Origin of the sequence: Actinoplanes sp. CA-131856 (assembly GCF_050956135.1) — a bacterium.
Classification (GTDB): domain Bacteria; phylum Actinomycetota; class Actinomycetes; order Mycobacteriales; family Micromonosporaceae; genus Actinoplanes.
This window is the reverse complement of the sequence record NZ_CP191849.1, coordinates 416,937-434,234: the sequence shown is the minus strand read 5'-3', so window position 1 is coordinate 434,234 and position 17,298 is coordinate 416,937. Positions and strand designations below refer to the sequence as shown.

General features: G+C 70.7%; 12 protein-coding genes. 7 read left to right on the top strand and 5 right to left on the bottom strand.

Going from position 1 to position 17,298, the window contains the following annotated elements; all coding sequences use genetic code 11:
• Positions 1-30: 30 nt before the first annotated feature.
• Positions 31-1,512: an MFS transporter gene (locus ACQP2X_RS02035; RefSeq protein ID WP_498693973.1), complete on the top strand. Its 1,482-nt coding sequence runs from the start codon at positions 31-33 to the stop codon at positions 1,510-1,512.
• Here ACQP2X_RS02035 and ACQP2X_RS02030 read toward each other — a convergent pair.
• On the bottom strand, positions 1,496-2,527 hold the full coding sequence (locus tag ACQP2X_RS02030) for a S66 family peptidase (protein ID WP_498693972.1): 1,032 nt from the start codon (positions 2,525-2,527) through the stop codon (positions 1,496-1,498). The two genes, ACQP2X_RS02035 and ACQP2X_RS02030, sit on opposite strands and share 17 nt — an antisense overlap.
• Before the next feature lie 14 nt (positions 2,528-2,541).
• Positions 2,542-3,165, bottom strand: a complete 624-nt coding sequence (locus ACQP2X_RS02025; protein WP_498693971.1) for a response regulator transcription factor — start codon at positions 3,163-3,165, stop codon at positions 2,542-2,544.
• Positions 3,166-3,390: 225 nt separating this feature from the next.
• Between ACQP2X_RS02025 and ACQP2X_RS02020 the strand changes: the two genes are divergently transcribed.
• The 6 genes from ACQP2X_RS02020 (at position 3,391) to ACQP2X_RS01995 (ending at position 14,490) form a co-directional block, all read left to right on the top strand.
• Complete coding sequence (locus ACQP2X_RS02020) at positions 3,391-6,609, top strand: ATP-binding protein (RefSeq protein WP_498693969.1); 3,219 nt, start codon at positions 3,391-3,393, stop codon at positions 6,607-6,609.
• Positions 6,610-7,248: 639 nt separating this feature from the next.
• Complete coding sequence (locus ACQP2X_RS02015) at positions 7,249-8,310, top strand: ABC transporter substrate-binding protein (protein ID WP_498693968.1); 1,062 nt, start codon at positions 7,249-7,251, stop codon at positions 8,308-8,310.
• A 9-nt stretch (positions 8,311-8,319) separates the two neighbouring features.
• Entirely contained in the window at positions 8,320-11,043 is a 2,724-nt protein-coding gene (locus tag ACQP2X_RS02010) for an AbfB domain-containing protein (protein WP_498693967.1), read from the top strand.
• Positions 11,040-12,542, top strand: a complete 1,503-nt coding sequence (locus ACQP2X_RS02005) for a sugar ABC transporter ATP-binding protein (protein ID WP_498693966.1) — start codon at positions 11,040-11,042, stop codon at positions 12,540-12,542. Before ACQP2X_RS02010 ends, ACQP2X_RS02005 begins: the two co-directional genes overlap by 4 nt.
• Positions 12,539-13,489, top strand: coding sequence for an ABC transporter permease (locus tag ACQP2X_RS02000; RefSeq protein ID WP_498693965.1), 951 nt, complete (start codon positions 12,539-12,541; stop codon positions 13,487-13,489). Before ACQP2X_RS02005 ends, ACQP2X_RS02000 begins: the two co-directional genes overlap by 4 nt.
• Positions 13,486-14,490: an ABC transporter permease gene (locus tag ACQP2X_RS01995; protein WP_498693963.1), complete on the top strand. Its 1,005-nt coding sequence runs from the start codon at positions 13,486-13,488 to the stop codon at positions 14,488-14,490. Before ACQP2X_RS02000 ends, ACQP2X_RS01995 begins: the two co-directional genes overlap by 4 nt.
• Here the strand turns inward: ACQP2X_RS01995 and ACQP2X_RS01990 are convergent.
• The 3 genes from ACQP2X_RS01990 to ACQP2X_RS01980 form a co-directional block, all read right to left on the bottom strand.
• A complete protein-coding gene (locus tag ACQP2X_RS01990; RefSeq protein WP_498693962.1) occupies positions 14,483-15,190 on the bottom strand; it encodes an anti-sigma factor family protein in 708 nt (235 codons plus the stop codon). The genes ACQP2X_RS01995 and ACQP2X_RS01990 overlap by 8 nt on opposite strands.
• Positions 15,187-15,708: a sigma-70 family RNA polymerase sigma factor gene (locus ACQP2X_RS01985; protein WP_498656573.1), complete on the bottom strand. Its 522-nt coding sequence runs from the start codon at positions 15,706-15,708 to the stop codon at positions 15,187-15,189. Before ACQP2X_RS01985 ends, ACQP2X_RS01990 begins: the two co-directional genes overlap by 4 nt.
• A gap of 134 nt (positions 15,709-15,842) precedes the next feature.
• On the bottom strand, positions 15,843-16,931 hold the full coding sequence (locus ACQP2X_RS01980; RefSeq protein WP_498693960.1) for a neprosin family prolyl endopeptidase: 1,089 nt from the start codon (positions 16,929-16,931) through the stop codon (positions 15,843-15,845).
• Positions 16,932-17,298: the final 367 nt, after the last annotated feature.

The window sequence follows — 17,298 nt, the reverse complement described above, 5'->3', positions numbered from 1 at the left end:
TGCCGTCCGGCCGGAGATAGTGTCGGGCGCATGGATGCCACGATGGTGCGTTTCAGCACGCCGGCCGGGCGTTGGGTACTGCTGGCCACGGTGCTCGGCTCCAGCCTGGCCTTCATCGACTCGACCGTCGTCAACATCGCGTTGCCCGAGATCGGGCGTGATCTGGGCGCGGACGCGGCCGGTCTGCAATGGACGATCAACGGCTACGCGCTCAGCCTGGCCGCCCTGATCCTGCTCGGCGGGTCGCTCGGCGACCGGTTCGGGCGCAAGCGGATCTTCATGCTGGGTGTCACCTGGTTCGCCGTCGCGTCGCTGCTCTGCGGCCTCGCGCCGAACGTCGGGTGGCTGATCGTCGCCCGCATCCTCCAGGGCATCGGCGGGGCGCTGCTCACGCCGGGCTCGCTCGCGATCCTGGAGGCGTCGTTCGACCGGGAGGACCGGTCCAAGGCGATCGGCGCCTGGTCGGGCCTGGCCGGCATCGGCGGCGCGCTGGGGCCGTTCCTCGGCGGCTGGCTCGTCGGCATCGGCGACTGGCGCTACATCTTCCTCATCAACGTGCCGCTGGCCGCGATCGTCCTGCTGGTCGCCGCGCGGCACGTGCCCGAGTCCCGCAACCCGGACGCGAGCGGCCACATCGACTACGTCGGTGTGCTCACCGGGGCGATCGGTCTGGCCGGTCTGACGTACGGCTTCACGGCCTGGCCCATGCGCGGCGCCGGCGATCCGGTGGTGCTCGGCACGCTCGCCGTGGGCGTGCTCGGCCTGGTCGCCTTCGTGCTGGCCGAGCGGCGGGCGCGGCAGCCGATGATGCCGGTGTCGATCTTCAAGAGCAAAGCGTTCAGCGGGGCCAACCTGGTCACCTTCCTGGTCTACGGGGCCAACGGCGGCGTCTTCTTCCTGTTCGTCATCAACCTCCAGGTCGTGGCCGGCTTCTCGCCGCTGCTGGCCGGCACGGCGCTGCTGCCCTCGACCGTGCTGATGCTGCTCTTCTCGGCCCGCTCGGGGGCGCTCGGCCAGCGGATCGGCCCGCGCATCCCGATGACGGTGGGCCCGCTGATCTGCGCGCTGGCCCTGGTGATGATGTCGCGGATCGGCGCCGGCGCGAACTACTGGACCGGCGTCCTGCCCTCGGTGATCATCTTCGGGCTGGGCCTGACGTTGCTCGTGGCGCCGTTGACGTCCACGGCTCTCGGTGCGCTCGACGACGCGTACGCCGGAATCGCCTCTGGGGTGAACAACGCGGTGGCCCGGGCCGCCGGTCTGCTGGCGGTGGCGGTGCTCCCGCTCGCGGCCGGTCTGGGCAGCGGCAACCTGACCGACTCGGCCCAGCTGTCACCGGTCTATCGCAACACCATGATGATCTGCGCGGCCCTGATGGTGGCGGGCGGCGTGGTGGCCTGGTTCCTGATTCCGAGCCGGCTGCCGTCGCACACGCCGGTCAAGTCGTTCTGCGACCCGGGCGCCCCGCCGGTGCACCCGAGCCGCACGGAACCGGTCAGAAGTGAGCGGTGATCCGTCGCTGCGGGCCGTCGACGGTCAGGCGGCCCCCGTACGGCAGGATCCACTGGGGCCCGGTGTGCCCGAACTCGACGCCGAAGACGGCCATGGCCGAGGGGTTGTACGTCTGAAGGGCGCGCAGCACGGCCGTACGCTGCTCATCACGGTAGGCGTCCCGGTCGGCCCGATCGGGACGGGAGCCGAAATGGCTGGCCTTCGCGGCGGCCACGAGCACGACCGGGAACCGTTCGAGCAGACCCCGCTCCCCCGCGTCGCGCATCATGCGGAAGACGGTCTCCGCCTCCGGCATCTCCTCGGACGTCTCCAGCAACAGGATCGAGCCGGCGTAGTCGGCGTTGGGCCTGATCCAGCGGTTTGCGGCCAGGTTCCAGTGGACGATCTCCATGCTGCCGCCCCAGGTCGGCGCGGTCACCACCCGGTCGGCGTTGTGCCAGACCCAGCCCGGGTTGGGCTCGACCGGCGCCGCGTCGGTCAGCGCCCGCGGGTCGGCCCAGTTCAGCTCCTCGTCGCGGAACCCCGGCACCGGCGTGATCGGCAGGTCGGTGGTCTCGAAGAGCGCGGCCCGCAGCGAGGCCAGGTGCTCGGCGTCGACGGACGGCCCGCGTGACAGGTGCACCATCGTCGAGCCACCGTGATAGCTCGCGACGCCGTGCGTCCACAGCCAGTTCAGCATGTTGGTGTTGTCGGAGTAGCCGAAGTACGGCTTCGGGTCGGCCCGGAACGGGGCCGGGTCGAGATGCGGCAGTACGGTGATCTGGTCGCTGCCGCCGATGGTCGCGAAGACGGCGCGGATCGACGGGTCGGCGTAGGCGGCCATCAGGTCGGCCGCCCGCTCGGCCGGCGTCCCCTGCACGCGGGTGAAGGGGAACTCGACCGGCTCGAGCCCGAGGTGCTCGCGGATGCGGCGCAGGGACTGCTCGTGCACGGCGGGGAAGACGCTCGGACCGGCCCACGACGGGGAGACGACGGCGACGCGGTCGCCCCTTCGGAGCTTCGGGGGTGAATCCATGCCGCCGAATCTATCTAGATCATTCCGGCCCGCAAGGCATATGCGACGGCGTGCGAGCGGTTGCGCAGCTTGAGGCGGTGGGTGACGCCGTAGATGACGTTCTTGACGGTGCGCTCCGAGTAGCAGAGCTTGCCGGCGATCTCGTTGGTGTCGAACCCGTCGGCCATCAGCCGCAGCACGTCGACCTCGCGCGGGCTCAGCCCCGAGGCGTTCAGCCCGTTGGGGGCGAGCACGTCGCGCTGCATCCGCTCGACGTGCTTGAGCAGCTCGCCGATCAGGTTGGGCGGCATCACCCCGCCGCCGGTGGCGGCGGCCCGCACGCTGTGGGCCAGCCGGTCGGGGTTCACCGCGCCGCGCGGCAGGATCGCCATGACCCGGCACTCGACGGCGGTCAGCAGGTCACCCTCGTCGATGTCCTGCACCACGAGGACGACCGGCGCGCTCGTCTCGCCGGTGGCCCGGCGCAGGCTGGCCACCACCTCGGTGCTGAGCCGCTCGGCGGCCACCACGAGCACGTCGGCCTCGGCCCGCTGGGCGTTGCGCAGCACGGTCAGGTCGCCCCGGAACTGGAGCAACGCGGCGAGTCCGGCATGACTGAGCGGGTCCGTCGCCTGCACGGCGACCCGGATCTGTTCCACGGCTGCTCCCCTCGCCTGGCGGTGGAGCCAGTCTGTGAGAAGTGCCTTCAGGGAACCTTCACGGATCCTTCATCAGGCGGGGAAGGCCGATGAAACAGTTCAACAGAGGCTCGTACGGGGTGGGAAGCACTGACCCCGATCAGTGCCCGTCCGTGCCGTTTGTGTTATCCATTGACACCCGGCCCGTCTCCCCTGATGTTGACACTCACCGACCTGGGAGGACACGTGGCGAACGTCTTGCGCGTCAGTGTGCTCGGGCCGGTGCGCGCGTGGGTCGGCGCGGACGAGATCGACCTGGGCCCGGCCCGTCAGCGGGCCGTCTTCGCGGTGCTGGCGGCGCACGCCGGCCGCACGGTCGGCCGCGACGAGCTGATCACCGCCATCTGGGGCGACTCACCGCCGGCGACGGCGGTCGGCAGTGTCTACACGTACGTCTCGGGGCTGCGCCGCATGCTCGAGCCGTCGATGCTCGGCACCGGCGCCGGCGGCTATCTGCTGCGTCTCGACCCGCACCAGCTCGACTCGGCCCGGTTCCAGAGCCTGCGTGCGCAGGCGAGCGCCGCGCTGGCGGCGGGTGACGCGGCCACCGCGGTGGCCCGGCTCGACGAGGCCATGGCCCTGTGGCGCGGCGACGCGTACGCCACCCTGGCCGGCCCCTTCCTCGAGCTCGACCGTCAGCGCCTGGCCGAGCTGCGGCTGACCGCGGCCGAGCAGCGGGCCCGGCTGCGGCTGGAGGCGGGCGGCGACGACGGGCTGATCGCCGAGCTGACCGCGCTCGTGCACGACCATCCGCTGCACGAGCCGCTGCACGAGTTGCTGATGCGGGCGCTGCATCAGGCCGGGCGGCACGGCGAGTCACTGGAGGTGTTCCGCACGGCCCGGCGGACGCTCGTGGCCGAGCTGGGCATCGAGCCCGGACCGGGGCTGCGGTCGGTCCAGCGCCAGGTGCTCGGCGGGGCGGAGGAGCGGACTACCCGCACCGTCGTGCCGACCCCGATCGCCAAGGCGCTGCGGGACGGGCTGGCCGGGCGCTCCTGGGTGGGCCGGGTGGCCGAAATCGATCACCTTCGAAGTCTGGTCCGGTCGGTGGCGGCCGGTGTCGGCGGCGCCGTGTGGATCTCCGGCGAACCCGGCATCGGCAAGACCGAGCTGCTGACCCACGCCTTCGCCGACGCCGCCCGCTCCGGATGCCGGGTGGCCTGGGGCGCGGCCGACCAGCTGGGCTCGCAGGTGCCGTTGCAGGTGCTGTTCCGGGCCCTGGGCCAGCCCCGGGACTCCGACGGGCCGGAGCCGGCGGACGACCAGATCGTCGCCGCCGTCCGTTCCGCCTGCGGCACGGCGCCGCTGATCCTGGTGGTCGATGACATGCAGTGGGCCGACAGCGCGACCGTGCGGGTCTGGGAACGGCTGCTGGCCCTGGTCCCCCGCACTCCGCTGCTGCTGGTCGCGGCCGCCCGCCCCGACGCGCACCAGGCCGCGCTGCGCAACCGGGTCCGGGCCCGGCAGCGGATGCCGCTCGATCTGGGCCCGCTCGCCCCGGCCGAGCTCGACCGCCTGGTCGGCGCGCTGATCGGCGCCCCGCCCGGCCCCAACCTGCGGGCGCTGGCCGCCCGCTCCGGCGGCAACCCGCTGTTCGCCCGCGAGCTGGTCGAGGCGCTGCGCCAGCGGGACGCGGTCGAGATCTCGGCCGGCCGGGCCGACATCGGGCCGGACGTGACCGTCGACCCGCCGCAGACCCTGCTCGACGCGGTGCACGCGGCCCTCGACGTGCTCTCCGGCGAGACCCGCGAGGTGCTGCGGCTGGCCGCGCTGCTGGGCTCGGAGTTCTCGGTCAGCGAGGTCGTGGCGGTCACCGGCCGCTCCGCCCTCGACCTGGTCGGCGCGCTGGAGGAGGCGCTGTCGGCCAGCGTGCTGGTGGACAGCGGCACCGACCTGGCGTTCCGTCACCCGTTCCTGCGCCAGGCGCTGGTCGCCAGCGTCCCGCCGGCGTTGCGGGCGGGCCTGCACCGGCACGCGGCCGAGGTGCTGGCGGCCGGGGGCAGCCCGCTGACCCGGGTCGCCGAGCAGCTGAACGCCTCGGCCCCGGCGGTCGACACCTGGGTGCTGTCCTGGCTGGTCGAGCATCACGCCGAGGTCGTCCGCCGGGCGCCGCAGATCGCGGGCGACCTGATCCGGCGCACGCTGGCCACCGATCTGCCCTCGGCCGGGCAGCGCGGGGTGCTGCTGGTGGCCCTGGTGCGGCTGGAGTTCCGGCGCGAGCGCTTCCCGATGACCGAGGCCGAGGAGGCGCTGAGCCTCGCCGCCGATCCGGGCGACCGGGCCGAGATGCGCCAGCTGCTGGCCACCATGCGGCACCGCCGGGGCGAGGAGGCCGAGGCGGTCGCGATGCTGCGCGACGCGGTCGACGATCAACGGGTGCCGTCGATCTGGCGTTCGCGGCACCGGGTGCTGCTGGCCAACTTCCGCCGCGGCGACCTGGACGATCTCGACCGGGCCGAGGAGCGGGCGCGCCGGGTGCATGACGAGGCGGTGGCGGCCGGTCAGCCGTACGAGACGGCCTTCGCTCTGCAGACGATCTGGCTGACCAGCTCGATCCGGCGCGACCACGAGCGGGCGCTGGAGCACGCCGATCGGGCGCTGGCCGTGGTGCGCGGCGAGACCTCACTGTCGTACGACCTGCTCGACAACCGCCTGTTCTCCCTGCAGAACCTGGACCGGCTGGAGGAGGCGCAGGAGACGCTGCGCCGAGCCGAGCAACCGCTGCCGGCCGGGCTGCGGGTGACGACGGCCGTGCAGGACTATTGGCTCGGGCGCTGGGACGAGGCGCTGGCCGAGGTGGGCGAGGCCAGCGGCGACATCACCTTCCACGGCCAGCGCGAGCCGGGCGCGATCACGATGCTGCTGCACGGGGTGGCGGCGCTGATCGCGCTGCACCGCGACGCGCAGGACCTGGCCGCCGCCCACCTGGGCGCGGCCGACGCCGTGCCGGCCAGCGAGGCCGAGCGCGAGAACTGCGACTTCCTCCTGGTGGCGCGGGCGCTGGGGGCCGAACAGCGGGGCCGGGCCGACGAGGCCCTGGAGTTGCTCCAGCCGTTGCTGCAACCGGCCTACGCGCCGATCATGCTGCGCCACCAGTGGCTGCCCGGCGTGGTGCGGCTGGCCCTCACCCAGGGCCGGGCCGACATCGCCGAGCGCGCGGCCGCCATCTGTGCCGACGAGGCCGACCGCGAGGTGCGCCCGGCCCGGGCCTACGCGGCCGACCTGCGCTGCCAGTCCCTGCTCACCGGCGATCCGGCCCCCGCGCTGACCGCGGCCGAGCACTACCGCAAGGTGGGCCGGGTCTTCGAGCTCGCACAGGCACTCGAGGAGGGCGGCCGCCCCGACGAGGCCCGCCCTCTGTACGCCTCGATGTCGGCCCGCTGGGACGTCGCCCGCACCACCTGATCGCCCCCACCCAGCCGCACGCCACCTCACCGCACGCTGCCTCACCGCACGCTGCCTCACCACACGCCGCCTCACCACACGCCGCCTCACCACACACCCCCTCACCGCACGCCCCCTCACCGCACGCCCCCTCACCGCGCGCCGCCCGAAACCGCGTCACTCAGCCCCGCGCTAGCTCGCCACACGCCGCCCGAAACCGAGCCGCCCTACCGCCCGCCGCCTCACCACACCCGCCCGAAACCGCGCCACCCCACCGCCCGCCGCCCAAGTGCCCGCCGCCCCAACGCCCGCCGCCTCCAGGCGCCCGCACCCAACGCACGCCGCCCCAACGCCCACCGCCTCCAGGCCCCCGCACCCAACGCACGCCGCCCAAGTGCATGCCGCCCGAAGTGCCCGCCGCCAGCCCCAGCCCCAGCCCCAGCCCCAGCCCCAGCCCCAGCCCCAGCCGATCAACGCCAGCGGTCTGACGCTGTCGCATTCTGATCATTGCGGCCGATGCGGGAAAGCGCTTTCCGACGCTCCACGTGCGTTCCTGAGCGTTTGCGACCGTTGCCCTTGACAAGAAAAGTTCGTTAGTGCAGGAATGTGTTTCCAAGCGGTTACTCCCCGATGTCACATTCACCGCAAGGAGCCATCCCCATGCCCCATGTGCGCCCGGCTGCCGCCATTCTCGGCGCGGCCCTTCTCCTGATCAGCGCCTGTGCCAAATCCGAGGACAACGAGCCCGCTCCCGCCGCCGCCGGCGGCAGTGCCCAGGTTGCCCAGTCGGCCGCCGCCGACGCCGCGACCTGCACGATCGACCAGTACGGCGGGTCCAAGGTGGACCTGAAGACGGCCAAGGTCGGCTTCTCCCAGTCGGAGAAGGAGGCCAACCCGTTCCGCATCGCCGAGACCGACTCGATCGAGGACGAGGCGGCGAAACAGGGGGTCGTCAATTTGACCACCACCAATGCGAATTCGCAGTTCAACAAGCAGATCAGCGACGTCGAGCAAATGATCGACTCGGGCGTCCAGCTGCTCGTCATCGCCCCGCTGAACTCCGACGGATGGGATTCGGTCTTCGCCAAGGCGTCGGCCAAGCACATCCCGATCATCACGATCGACCGGAAGATCAACGCGACGCCGTGCCAGGACTATCTGTCCTTCATCGGGTCCGACTTCGCTGAGCAGGGAAAACGCGCCGCCACCGAGATGGCGAAGGCGCTCGGGAACAAGGGCAAGGTCGCGATCCTGCTCGGCGCGCCCGGCAACAACGTGACCACGCTGCGCACGAGCGGCTTCAAGGACGAGATCGCGAAGATCGCGCCGGACATCCAGATCGTCTTTGAACAGACGGGCAACTTCGCCCGCGAGGACGGGCAGAAAGTCACCGAGCAACTACTCCAGTCCAATCCGGACATCAACGGGATCTACGGCGAGAACGACGAGATGGCCCTCGGTGCCATCACCGCCCTCAAGGGCGCCGGCAAGAAGGCGGGCGACGTCAAGGTCGTCTCGATCGACGGCACCAAGGGCGCGGTTCAGGCCATCGTGGACGGCTGGGCGTCGGCCGTCATCGAGTCGAACCCGCGGTTCGGCCCGCTGGCCTTCGAAACCGCCACCAAATTCCTGTCCGGTGAGCCGGTCGGCCAGGACATCATCATTCAGGACCGTCAATACGACGCGAGCAATGCCACGTCGGATCTCTCCAGCGCGTACTGAGAGGCGTCCATGTTCAGTTTTGTTCGGAAAGTTCTCGTCGCCATCGTCGGAACAGCGGTCGCCACCGCCGGAACCCTCGTCGTCACCACCGGACCGGCCGCGGCCTTCGTTCCCAAGACGCCGCCGCTGACCACCCCGTGGACCAACCAGGTCTCCACCACGAACCCGCTGCCCGAATATCCCCGGCCCCAGCTCACCCGGACCGACTGGCAGAGCCTGAACGGCGTCTGGCAGTTCGCCGGGGCCTCGAACATCGCCACCCCGCCGACCGGGCAGACGCTCGGCGAGGAGATCCTCGTGCCGTACCCGATCGAGAGCGCGCTCTCCGGGATCATGCGGCGCCAGGACTACTCGTACTACCGGCGCACCTTCACCGTCCCGGCCGGCTGGTCGGGACGCAACGTCCAGCTCAACTTCGGCGCCGTCAACTGGCAGTCGAAGGTCTGGGTCAACGGCAGCCTGCTCGGCACGCACGAGGGCGGCTACGACAAGTTCTCGTACGACATCACGAGCGCCCTGCGCGCCGGAAGCAACGAGATCATCGTCGGCGTCTGGAACCCGGTCGAGACCCAGGACATCCCGGTCGGCAAACAGCGCCTGAGCCGCGGCGGCATCTTCTACACGCCGTACTCGGGCATCTGGCAGACCGTCTGGCTGGAACCGACCAACCCGGCCCGTATCACCCGCCTCGACACCACCCCGAACGTCGCCGCCGGCGGCCTCGACCTGGTCGTGCAGGCGGCCAACGCGAGCGGCCAGACCGTCACCGCGCAGGTCCTCTCCGGCGGCACGGTGGTCGGCTCGGCCTCCGGCACGGTCGGCGCCTCCTTCCGTGTCCCGGTGCCCAACGCCCGGTTGTGGTCACCCACCGATCCCTTCCTGTACGACCTGCGCGTCACCCTGGGCAGCGGCGACTCCGTGGGCGGCTACTTCGGAATGCGCTCGCTGGGCAAGGCGATGCTCGGCGGCGTGCTCCGGCCGACCATCAACGGCAAGTTCGTCTTCCAGCTCGGCACCCTCGACCAGGGCTATTGGCCGGACGGCATCGCGACCGCGCCGACCGACGCCGCGCTGCGCTTCGACCTGGAGCAGCAGAAGGCGCTGGGCTTCAATATGGTCCGCAAGCACATCAAGGTCGAGAACGACCGCTGGTTCTACTGGGCCGACCGGCTCGGCCTGATGGTCTGGCAGGACATGCCGGCCCTGGCCAGCGGCCGCGAGCCGTCGACGGCCGGGCGCACGCGCTTCGAGAAGGAGCTGCGGGCGATGATCGACCAGCACAAGGGCATCACGTCGATCGTCCAGTGGGTGCCGTTCAACGAGGGCTGGGGCGAGTACGACGCCGGCCGCATCGCCGATCTGGTCAAGAGCCTCGACCCGACCCGGATGGTCAACCACAACTCGGGCTCCAACTGCTGCGACTCCGACCCCGATCCGGGCAACGGCGACGTCATCGACGACCACGCGTATGTCGGTCCCGGCATCTCCCGCCCGCCGACGGCGACCCGGTTCGTGGTCAACGGCGAGTACGGCGGCCTCGGCCTGCGCTCGGCCGGGCACGAGTGGCCGACCAGCGGCAAGTTCGCCTACGAGTGGCTTCCCGACCCCAACGCCCTGACCAGCCGCTACGTGCAGATCACGTCCCGCCTGGTCGATCTCATGAACGGCAACGGCCTGTCCGGCTCCGTCTACACCGAGCCCACCGACGTCGAGGAAGAGCTCAACGGCTTCTTCACGTACGACCGTCAGGTCCAGAAGATGGACTTCGCCCGTGTCCGTGAGGTCAACCAGCGGGTGATCAGCGGAGCGCTCTCGATCAACCGGCTCGCCTCGCTGCGGGTGACCACGCCCGGATATACCAACCGTTACCTGCGGCACGCGGCCGGCGCGGCCCGGACCGACGTGGTCAGCACGGCCAGCTCGACCAGCGACCGGCAGGACGCCACCTATTGGGTGCGGCCCGGCCTGTCCAACGCGGCCTGCTACTCGTTCGAGTCGCGCAACTTCCCCGGCCAATACCTGCGCCACCGCTCCTCCCGCGTCTATCGGGAGGCCAACACCGGCGGCACGTTCGCGGCCGACGCCACCTTCTGCGGACGGCCGGGGCTGTCCGGGGCGGGCACCTCGCTCGAGTCGGCCAACCTGCCCGGCTCCTACCTGCGCCACCGCAACGAAGAGGTGTGGGTGGACGCTCCGTCCGGTGGCTCGTTCAACGACGACGCGACCTGGGCCATCGGCGCCCCGCTGTGGCGTAGCGGAGCCGACCTGGCCGTCGGGCAGAACCGGTCGTTCCGGGTCACCACGGCCGGATACGACACCCGCTATCTGCGGCACCGCGACGGCCTGGCCCGCACCGACGTGATCACCACCGCGAGCCCGGTCACCGACCGGCAGGACGCCACCTTCACCGTCCGGGCCGGCCTGGCCGACAACAGCTGCTACACGTTCGAGTCGGTCAACTACCCCGGCCAGTACCTGCGGCACGCCGGATATCGGCTGCAGAAGGCGGCGAACGACGGCTCGGCGGTCTTCCAGCAGGACGCCACGTTCTGCGGGCAGCCCGGCCTCAGCGGCGGCAACCTGTCCCTGGAGTCGCTCAACTATCCCGGCTACTACTGGCGGCATTACGCCGAGGCGGTCTACATCGCCACCAACGGCGGCGGCAACACCTGGGACAACGCGGCCAGCTTCACCGCGGACGCGACGTGGAACAACGCGGGGCCGCTCGGATGAGTCTGCTCCACGTCACCGAGGTCTCCAAGAGCTTTCCCGGCGTGCGCGCCCTCGACCGGGTCTCGTTCACCCTGAGGCCCGGCGAGGTGCACGCCCTGGTCGGCGAGAACGGCGCCGGCAAGTCCACTTTGATCAAGGTGCTCACCGGCGTCTACCAGCCCGACGAGGGCGAGCTCGCCTATCAGGGTTCGCCGGTCCGGTTCGGCACGCCGATGGACGCCCAGCAGGCCGGCATCTCGACCATCTATCAGGAGGTCAACCTGGTGCCGCTGATGAGCGTGGCCCAGAACCTCTTCCTCGGCCGGGAACCCCGCAACACCCTCGGCCTGGTCGACCGCAAGCGGATGGAGCGCGAGGCCCGCGAGATCCTGGCCGGATACGGCGTCACCACCGACGTGCGGCGCCCGCTCGGCACCCTCGCCCTCGGCGCGCAGCAGATGGTCGCCCTGGCCCGGGCCGTGATGATCGACGCCAAGGTCGTCATCATGGACGAGCCGACCTCGTCGCTCGAACCACGCGAGGTGCGGACCCTGTTCGGGGTCATCCGCGACCTGCACGCGCGCGGCATCGGCATCGTCTACGTCAGCCACCGGCTGGACGAGCTCTACGAGATCGGTGACGCGGTCACGATCCTGCGCGACGGCCGCGTCGTGCACACCGGGCAGCTGGCGTCGCTGCCCCGGATCAAGCTGGTCTCGCTCATGCTCGGACGGGAGATGACCGAGGGCACGACGGCCTTCTCCGGCGCCGGCACGGGCGACGCCGAGGCGCCGCCCGTCCTGCGGGTGCGTGAGCTGAACAGCCGGCACAAACTGCACGACGTCAGCTTCGACGTGCGGCCGGGCGAGGTGGTCGGGCTCGGCGGCCTCCTGGGAGCCGGGCGCAGCGAGACCGTCAAGGCCGTCGGCGGGGCGTATCACCTGGACAGCGGCGACATCGAGGTCGACGGCCTCGCGTTGAGGAAGCCCACGACCGTGCGCGCGGTCAAGGCCGGCATCGCCGTCCAGCCCGAGGACCGCAAGGCCGAGGGGATCATTCCGGCGCTGTCCGTACGGGAGAACATCGCGCTGGCCGTCCTTCCCCGGATGTCGCGGCTGGGCCTGGTCTCGGACGCGCGCGTCGACGAGGTCGTAACGACGTACATGAAGAGGCTGCGCATCAAGGCGGCGAGCCCGGACCAGGCCGTCGGCGACCTCTCGGGCGGCAACCAGCAGAAGGTGCTGCTGGCCCGGCTGCTGGCCACCGGGCCCAAGGTGCTGTTGCTGGACGAGCCGACCCGCGGCATCGACGTCGGCGCCAAGGCCGAGGTCCAGGCGCTGATCGACGAGCTGGCGGCCGGTGGGCTCGGTGTCGTGCTGGTCTCGTCGGACGCCGAGGAGCTGATCGAGGGCTCGGACCGGGTGGTGGTGCTGCGCGACGGCGTCGTCGTCGGCACCCTGACCGGGGCCGCGGTCACCACCGAGGACCTGATGGCGGCCATCGCAGGGGAACGATCATGACTGTTCTGGCCGTCCGGCCGCGCGTCAGCACCGCCTGGCTTCCGAAGTACGGCGTCTACCTGGCGATCGCGCTGCTCGTGCTCTACAACATCTTCTTCACGCCGTACTTCCTGACCTGGAGCAACCTGCGCATCCAGCTGATCCAGGTGGCGCCCATCGTGATCGTCGCCCTCGGCATGGCTCTGGTGATCGGCACCGAGGGCATCGACCTGTCGGTGGGCTCGGTGATGGCGCTGGCGGCGGCCCTCATCCCCCTTTATCTGGGGTACGGGGTGGTCGCCGCCGTCCTCGTGTCGCTGCTGGCCGGCGTCGCGGTCGGCCTCGTCAACGGTGTGCTGGTGGCGCGGATCGGGCTCCAGCCGATCGTGGCCACCCTGGCCCTGTTCGTCGGCGGCCGCGGGCTGGCCGTGGTCATCAGCGGGGGCGAGCTCAAGGACGTCCGCAACCCCGACCTGCTCTACCTCGGCTCGGGTGACCTGCTCGGCGTGCCGGTGCTGGTCTGGGTGGCCGCGGTGCTGGTGCTGGCCGTGGCGTTCGTGGTCCGGCGCACGGTCTTCGGCCGGCGGCTGCTGGCCGTCGGCGGCAACCGCCGGGCCACCGAGTTGGCCGGCCTCCCGGTCAAACGCGTGCTGGTCACGGTGTACGTGCTGTGCGCGGTGCTCGCCTCGATCGCCGGGCTGCTCTCGGTGGCCCGCATCCAGTCGAGCGACGCGTCGGCGGTCGGCCTGCTCATCGAGCTGTCGGCGATCACCGCCGTGGTCGTCGGGGGTACGCCACTGACCGGCGGCAAGGTCCGCGTCCTGGGCACCGTGGCCGGCGCCCTGCTCATGCAGCTGGTGATCGCCACGATGATCAAGCACGATCTCCAGCCCTCGACGACCGAGATGGCGCAGGCCGTCATCATCCTGATCGCGGTCTACGTGGCCCGGGAGAGGAAGACCCGGTGACCGTCTCCGAGGCACCCGCCGTCGTGGTCGAGGACGTCCGCAAGGCCGAGCGCACCGACCGCGTGGTCGGCGCCGTGCAACGCCAGGGCGCCCTCGCCGTGCTGGTCATCGTCGTGTTGATCTCGCTGGTGGCCTTTCCCGGCTTCCGCGGTTTCGACAACGCGGCCACCATTCTGGTGGCGGCCGCGCCCCCGATGTTGATCGCTCTGGGAATGACTTTTGTGATCATTACCGGCGGGATCGACCTGTCGGTGGGATCGCTTTACGTGCTCGGTGGCGTTCTGGCCGCCTGGGCCTCGCAATACGGAATTCTCGCCGCGTTCGCGCTTCCCCTCGCCGTCTGCGGAGCGATCGGGATGGCCAATGGGCTGCTTATTGCGTACACCCGAATGGCACCTTTTATCGTGACCTTGGCGGCCCTGCTCGGCGCCCGCGGCCTCATGCGGGCGATCAGCGCCGAGGGCTCGGAGACCTACCTGGTGCGCGACGACGCGCTCCGCCGGCTCGGCACCGGCTCCTTCCTCGACATCGGATATCAGGTCTGGCTGGTCGCGGCGCTGGTCGCGATCGGCATGATCGTGCTGGCCCGGACCCGGTTCGGCGCCTCGGTCCACGCGGTCGGCGGCAGCGAGGACGCGGCGGCGCTGATGGGCTTGCCCGTACGCCGGACAAAGGTCGTGGTGTACGTCCTGTCCGGTCTGCTCGCGGGCATCGCCGGCGCGATCAACGCGGCCAAGCTCGGCTCCGGCGTGACAGTGCTGGGCACCGGCATGGAGCTCGACGCGATCGCCGCCGTGGTGATCGGCGGAACGCTGCTGACCGGCGGCGCCGGCACGATCGCCGGCACCGTCGCCGGTGTGCTGCTGCTCGGCGTGATCCAGAACCTGATCAATCAGGTCGGCAACGTCAACAGCAACTGGCAACAGGTCATCAGCGGCGCCTTCCTCGCGCTGGTCGTGGTGGCACAGACCTATCTCGTACGTCTGCGGCGGGTCACTTGAGCGTCGCCTTGCCCAGCACGTGGCCGTTGTGATCGGCCACCTCGATCGACCGGACGTTGCGGATCTGGAGGGAGCTGGCGCCGATCACCTTGGCGTTGCCGCTCGGCGTCGGCCCCCACACCATGGCCTGCTCGACCTGGCCCGACGAGCCCCGCACCTGGCAGTGGAACGGCCCGTCGCCGCGCAGCTTGGTCACGTCGAGGGCGACCGAGACCCCCCACGTCTTGGGGGTGAGCACGGCCTGCCCCGACATGCCGCTGCCCTGCGCCGGCTCGAACTGGGCCGTGACCAGCTCGGCGCTGGGCAGCGCGGCCGGGCGGTTGTCCTGACGGCTGCCGCGGATCACGCCGATGCCGACCGCCACCGCGATCAGCACCACGGCCGCCGCGGCCAGCCACCGGACACCCGCGCGGCGGGTCTGCCGGTGACGCTCGGCCCGCATCCGTCGCAGCAGCCCGTCGACGTTCTCCTGGGTGGGGCGGGCCGACATGCTGACCGGCGGTCCCGTCCGGTCCGCGGCCGGCAGGCGCCGCAGCAGCTCCGGAACCGGGGCGAGCCGGTCGAGCTCGCCGCGGCACTCGTCGCAGTCGCGCAGGTGGGCGTCGAGCCGGTCGGTGTCGGCCTCGTCGAGGCCACCGAGCAGATAGCCGCCGAGCAGCCGTCGCAGGTCGTCGTGGCTCTCCCGGGGATCCGTGCTCATCGCAGCACCCCCATCTCCTCGAACGCCGTGCGCAGCGCCCGCACCGCGTAGTAGGCCCGCGACTTCACCGTGCCCTCCGGCACCGACAGCTTCCGCGCCGCGTCGGCCACGCTCTGCCCCTCGTAGTACATGGCCCGGACCACGGCCTGATGCTCGTCGGAGAGCCGCTCCAGCGCCTCGGCCACCAGCCAGCCCTCGACCAGCTGGTCGACGTTGTCGGCCGAGGGCATCGCGTTCACCGCGGCCTCGTCGGCCACCAGATGCGGCCGGCGCTGCTCGGCCCGCCAGGCGTTCGTCACCACGTTGCGGGCGATCGTGAGCAGATAAGACCTGGTACGCCCGGTGTCGGTGTCGAGCGTGTCGATGTGCTTCCAGGCCCGCAGCAACGTCTCCTGCACGAGGTCCTCGGCCCGGTGCCGATCGTGCACATAACGCAGGACGAAGCTGAGCAGGACCGCGTAGTGCTCGTTGTAGAGCGCGGTCATCAGCTCCTCGTCGGGGCTCACCCGTCGCCGCATCGCGCCCGTCCCCTCAGTGCCTGTCCGCCACAAGGTATTACACCGTTGCGGTGAACTCGGTTCGACGCCGCGACAACAAGAACGGCGCCCGGTCCCCCTCGCCGGGACCGGGCGCCGCGTCTAGGTGTCTCGTGTCAGCCCTCTTCTTCGTCGACCTTTTCACACGGTCCGGGGCCGCCGAACTGGAAGGTTCGCAGGGTGGTCGGGTTGTTGAACGGCTTGTAGGCCGGGTTCGTCGTGCGGATCTGCAGCTCGACCGTCGGGCCGTTCAGATAGGTGACGCTGGCCATCTTGGCCGCGACGCCGTCCTTCTGAGGCTTCTTGCCGTTGCCCATCTGGGTCCAGCAGGGCGTCGTGGTGGTCGAGGCGACCTCGCCGAAGACCTGGATGAGGCCGGAGCGGTTGAACGTGATGCCCTGCTCGTTCCAGAGCGCCTCGGGGAAGTAGCCCACCCACTCGGTGTCGTACGCGATCCACCAGGCGTTCTTGAAGTACTGGATGCCGAACTTCTTGCTGGTGTCCTGCGGCAGCGTGTCACCGGGCTTGATGTTCTTGCTGTACGGCACGAAGCCGCAGCCGTTGTAACAGGTGGGCTTCTTGTCGACCCAGTGGAAGACGAACAGGTGCGGATCGTCGTCGCCGTTGACCAGGCGGTCGACCGTCCAGCCGACCTCGACGATCTGGCGGCCGTCGGCCGACTGGAGGGCCAGCTCGGCCAGCGAGTGGTAGTCGCTCTCCTCGAGGCGGGGCTTCGAGATCGTCACGTTGGCGTAGACGCCGTCGGTCTCGGCCGCCTGAGCGCCCACGTTGTAGAGATAGTTGACCTTGGTGTCGCCCGTGGAATCGGACGGCGGCTCCGGCGGCGCGAGGTCGGTCTTCTCCGTGCGCAGCACATCGGTCGTGGTGCGGAAGCGGCCCTTGGGGCCCTCTTCGTCCTTGGGGACGACCGAGCCGCTGGTGTCGTTGGCCGCGGCCGAGAGGCCGGCCGCGCGCAGCGACTTGGAGCTGGCGCCGGCGTGACCACGCTTGATCTTCTTGGGACGCTCACCCCACGGCAGGTTGACCGGAGGGGTCGGCGGCGCCTCGACCGCGGCGGACGCCTCGGCGGCCGTGGGCGGTGCGATCTGGTCCGCGCCCGCGCTCAGGGTCGAAGCGACCCCGAAGGCGCCGACCACGGCAACGGCTAGACCGGCGGCAAGAAGACCGCGGCGTGACTTCAACACGTGTCCGTCCTCGTTCGTCGGATGCTCTTCGTCGGGAGCCTCGGGATCGACGTCACCATATAGCTTTCTCGATTGCGGAGAACCTGCTCAGAGCGATTTCCGCCTTAACGGCTGAGGCGGTGAACCGATCCGGTGATGCTTCTGTGCATTTATTTGACGGAGAGTATCGACCTGATCGCACAGGGCGGCGCCGTCGCGCCGCCCGAAAGAGGCAAACGGCCGCGAGCTTCTTTCAGGTCTTCCGACAATCCACAGTGCAGTGACCTACTCGCGGACCATTCGGGCATGTCCGTAATCGGCGGTCCCACTCCCGGGTTCGGCCAACTTCCCGCGAGATCACCGCGCGTCCCGCTACCCTGGATCCCGT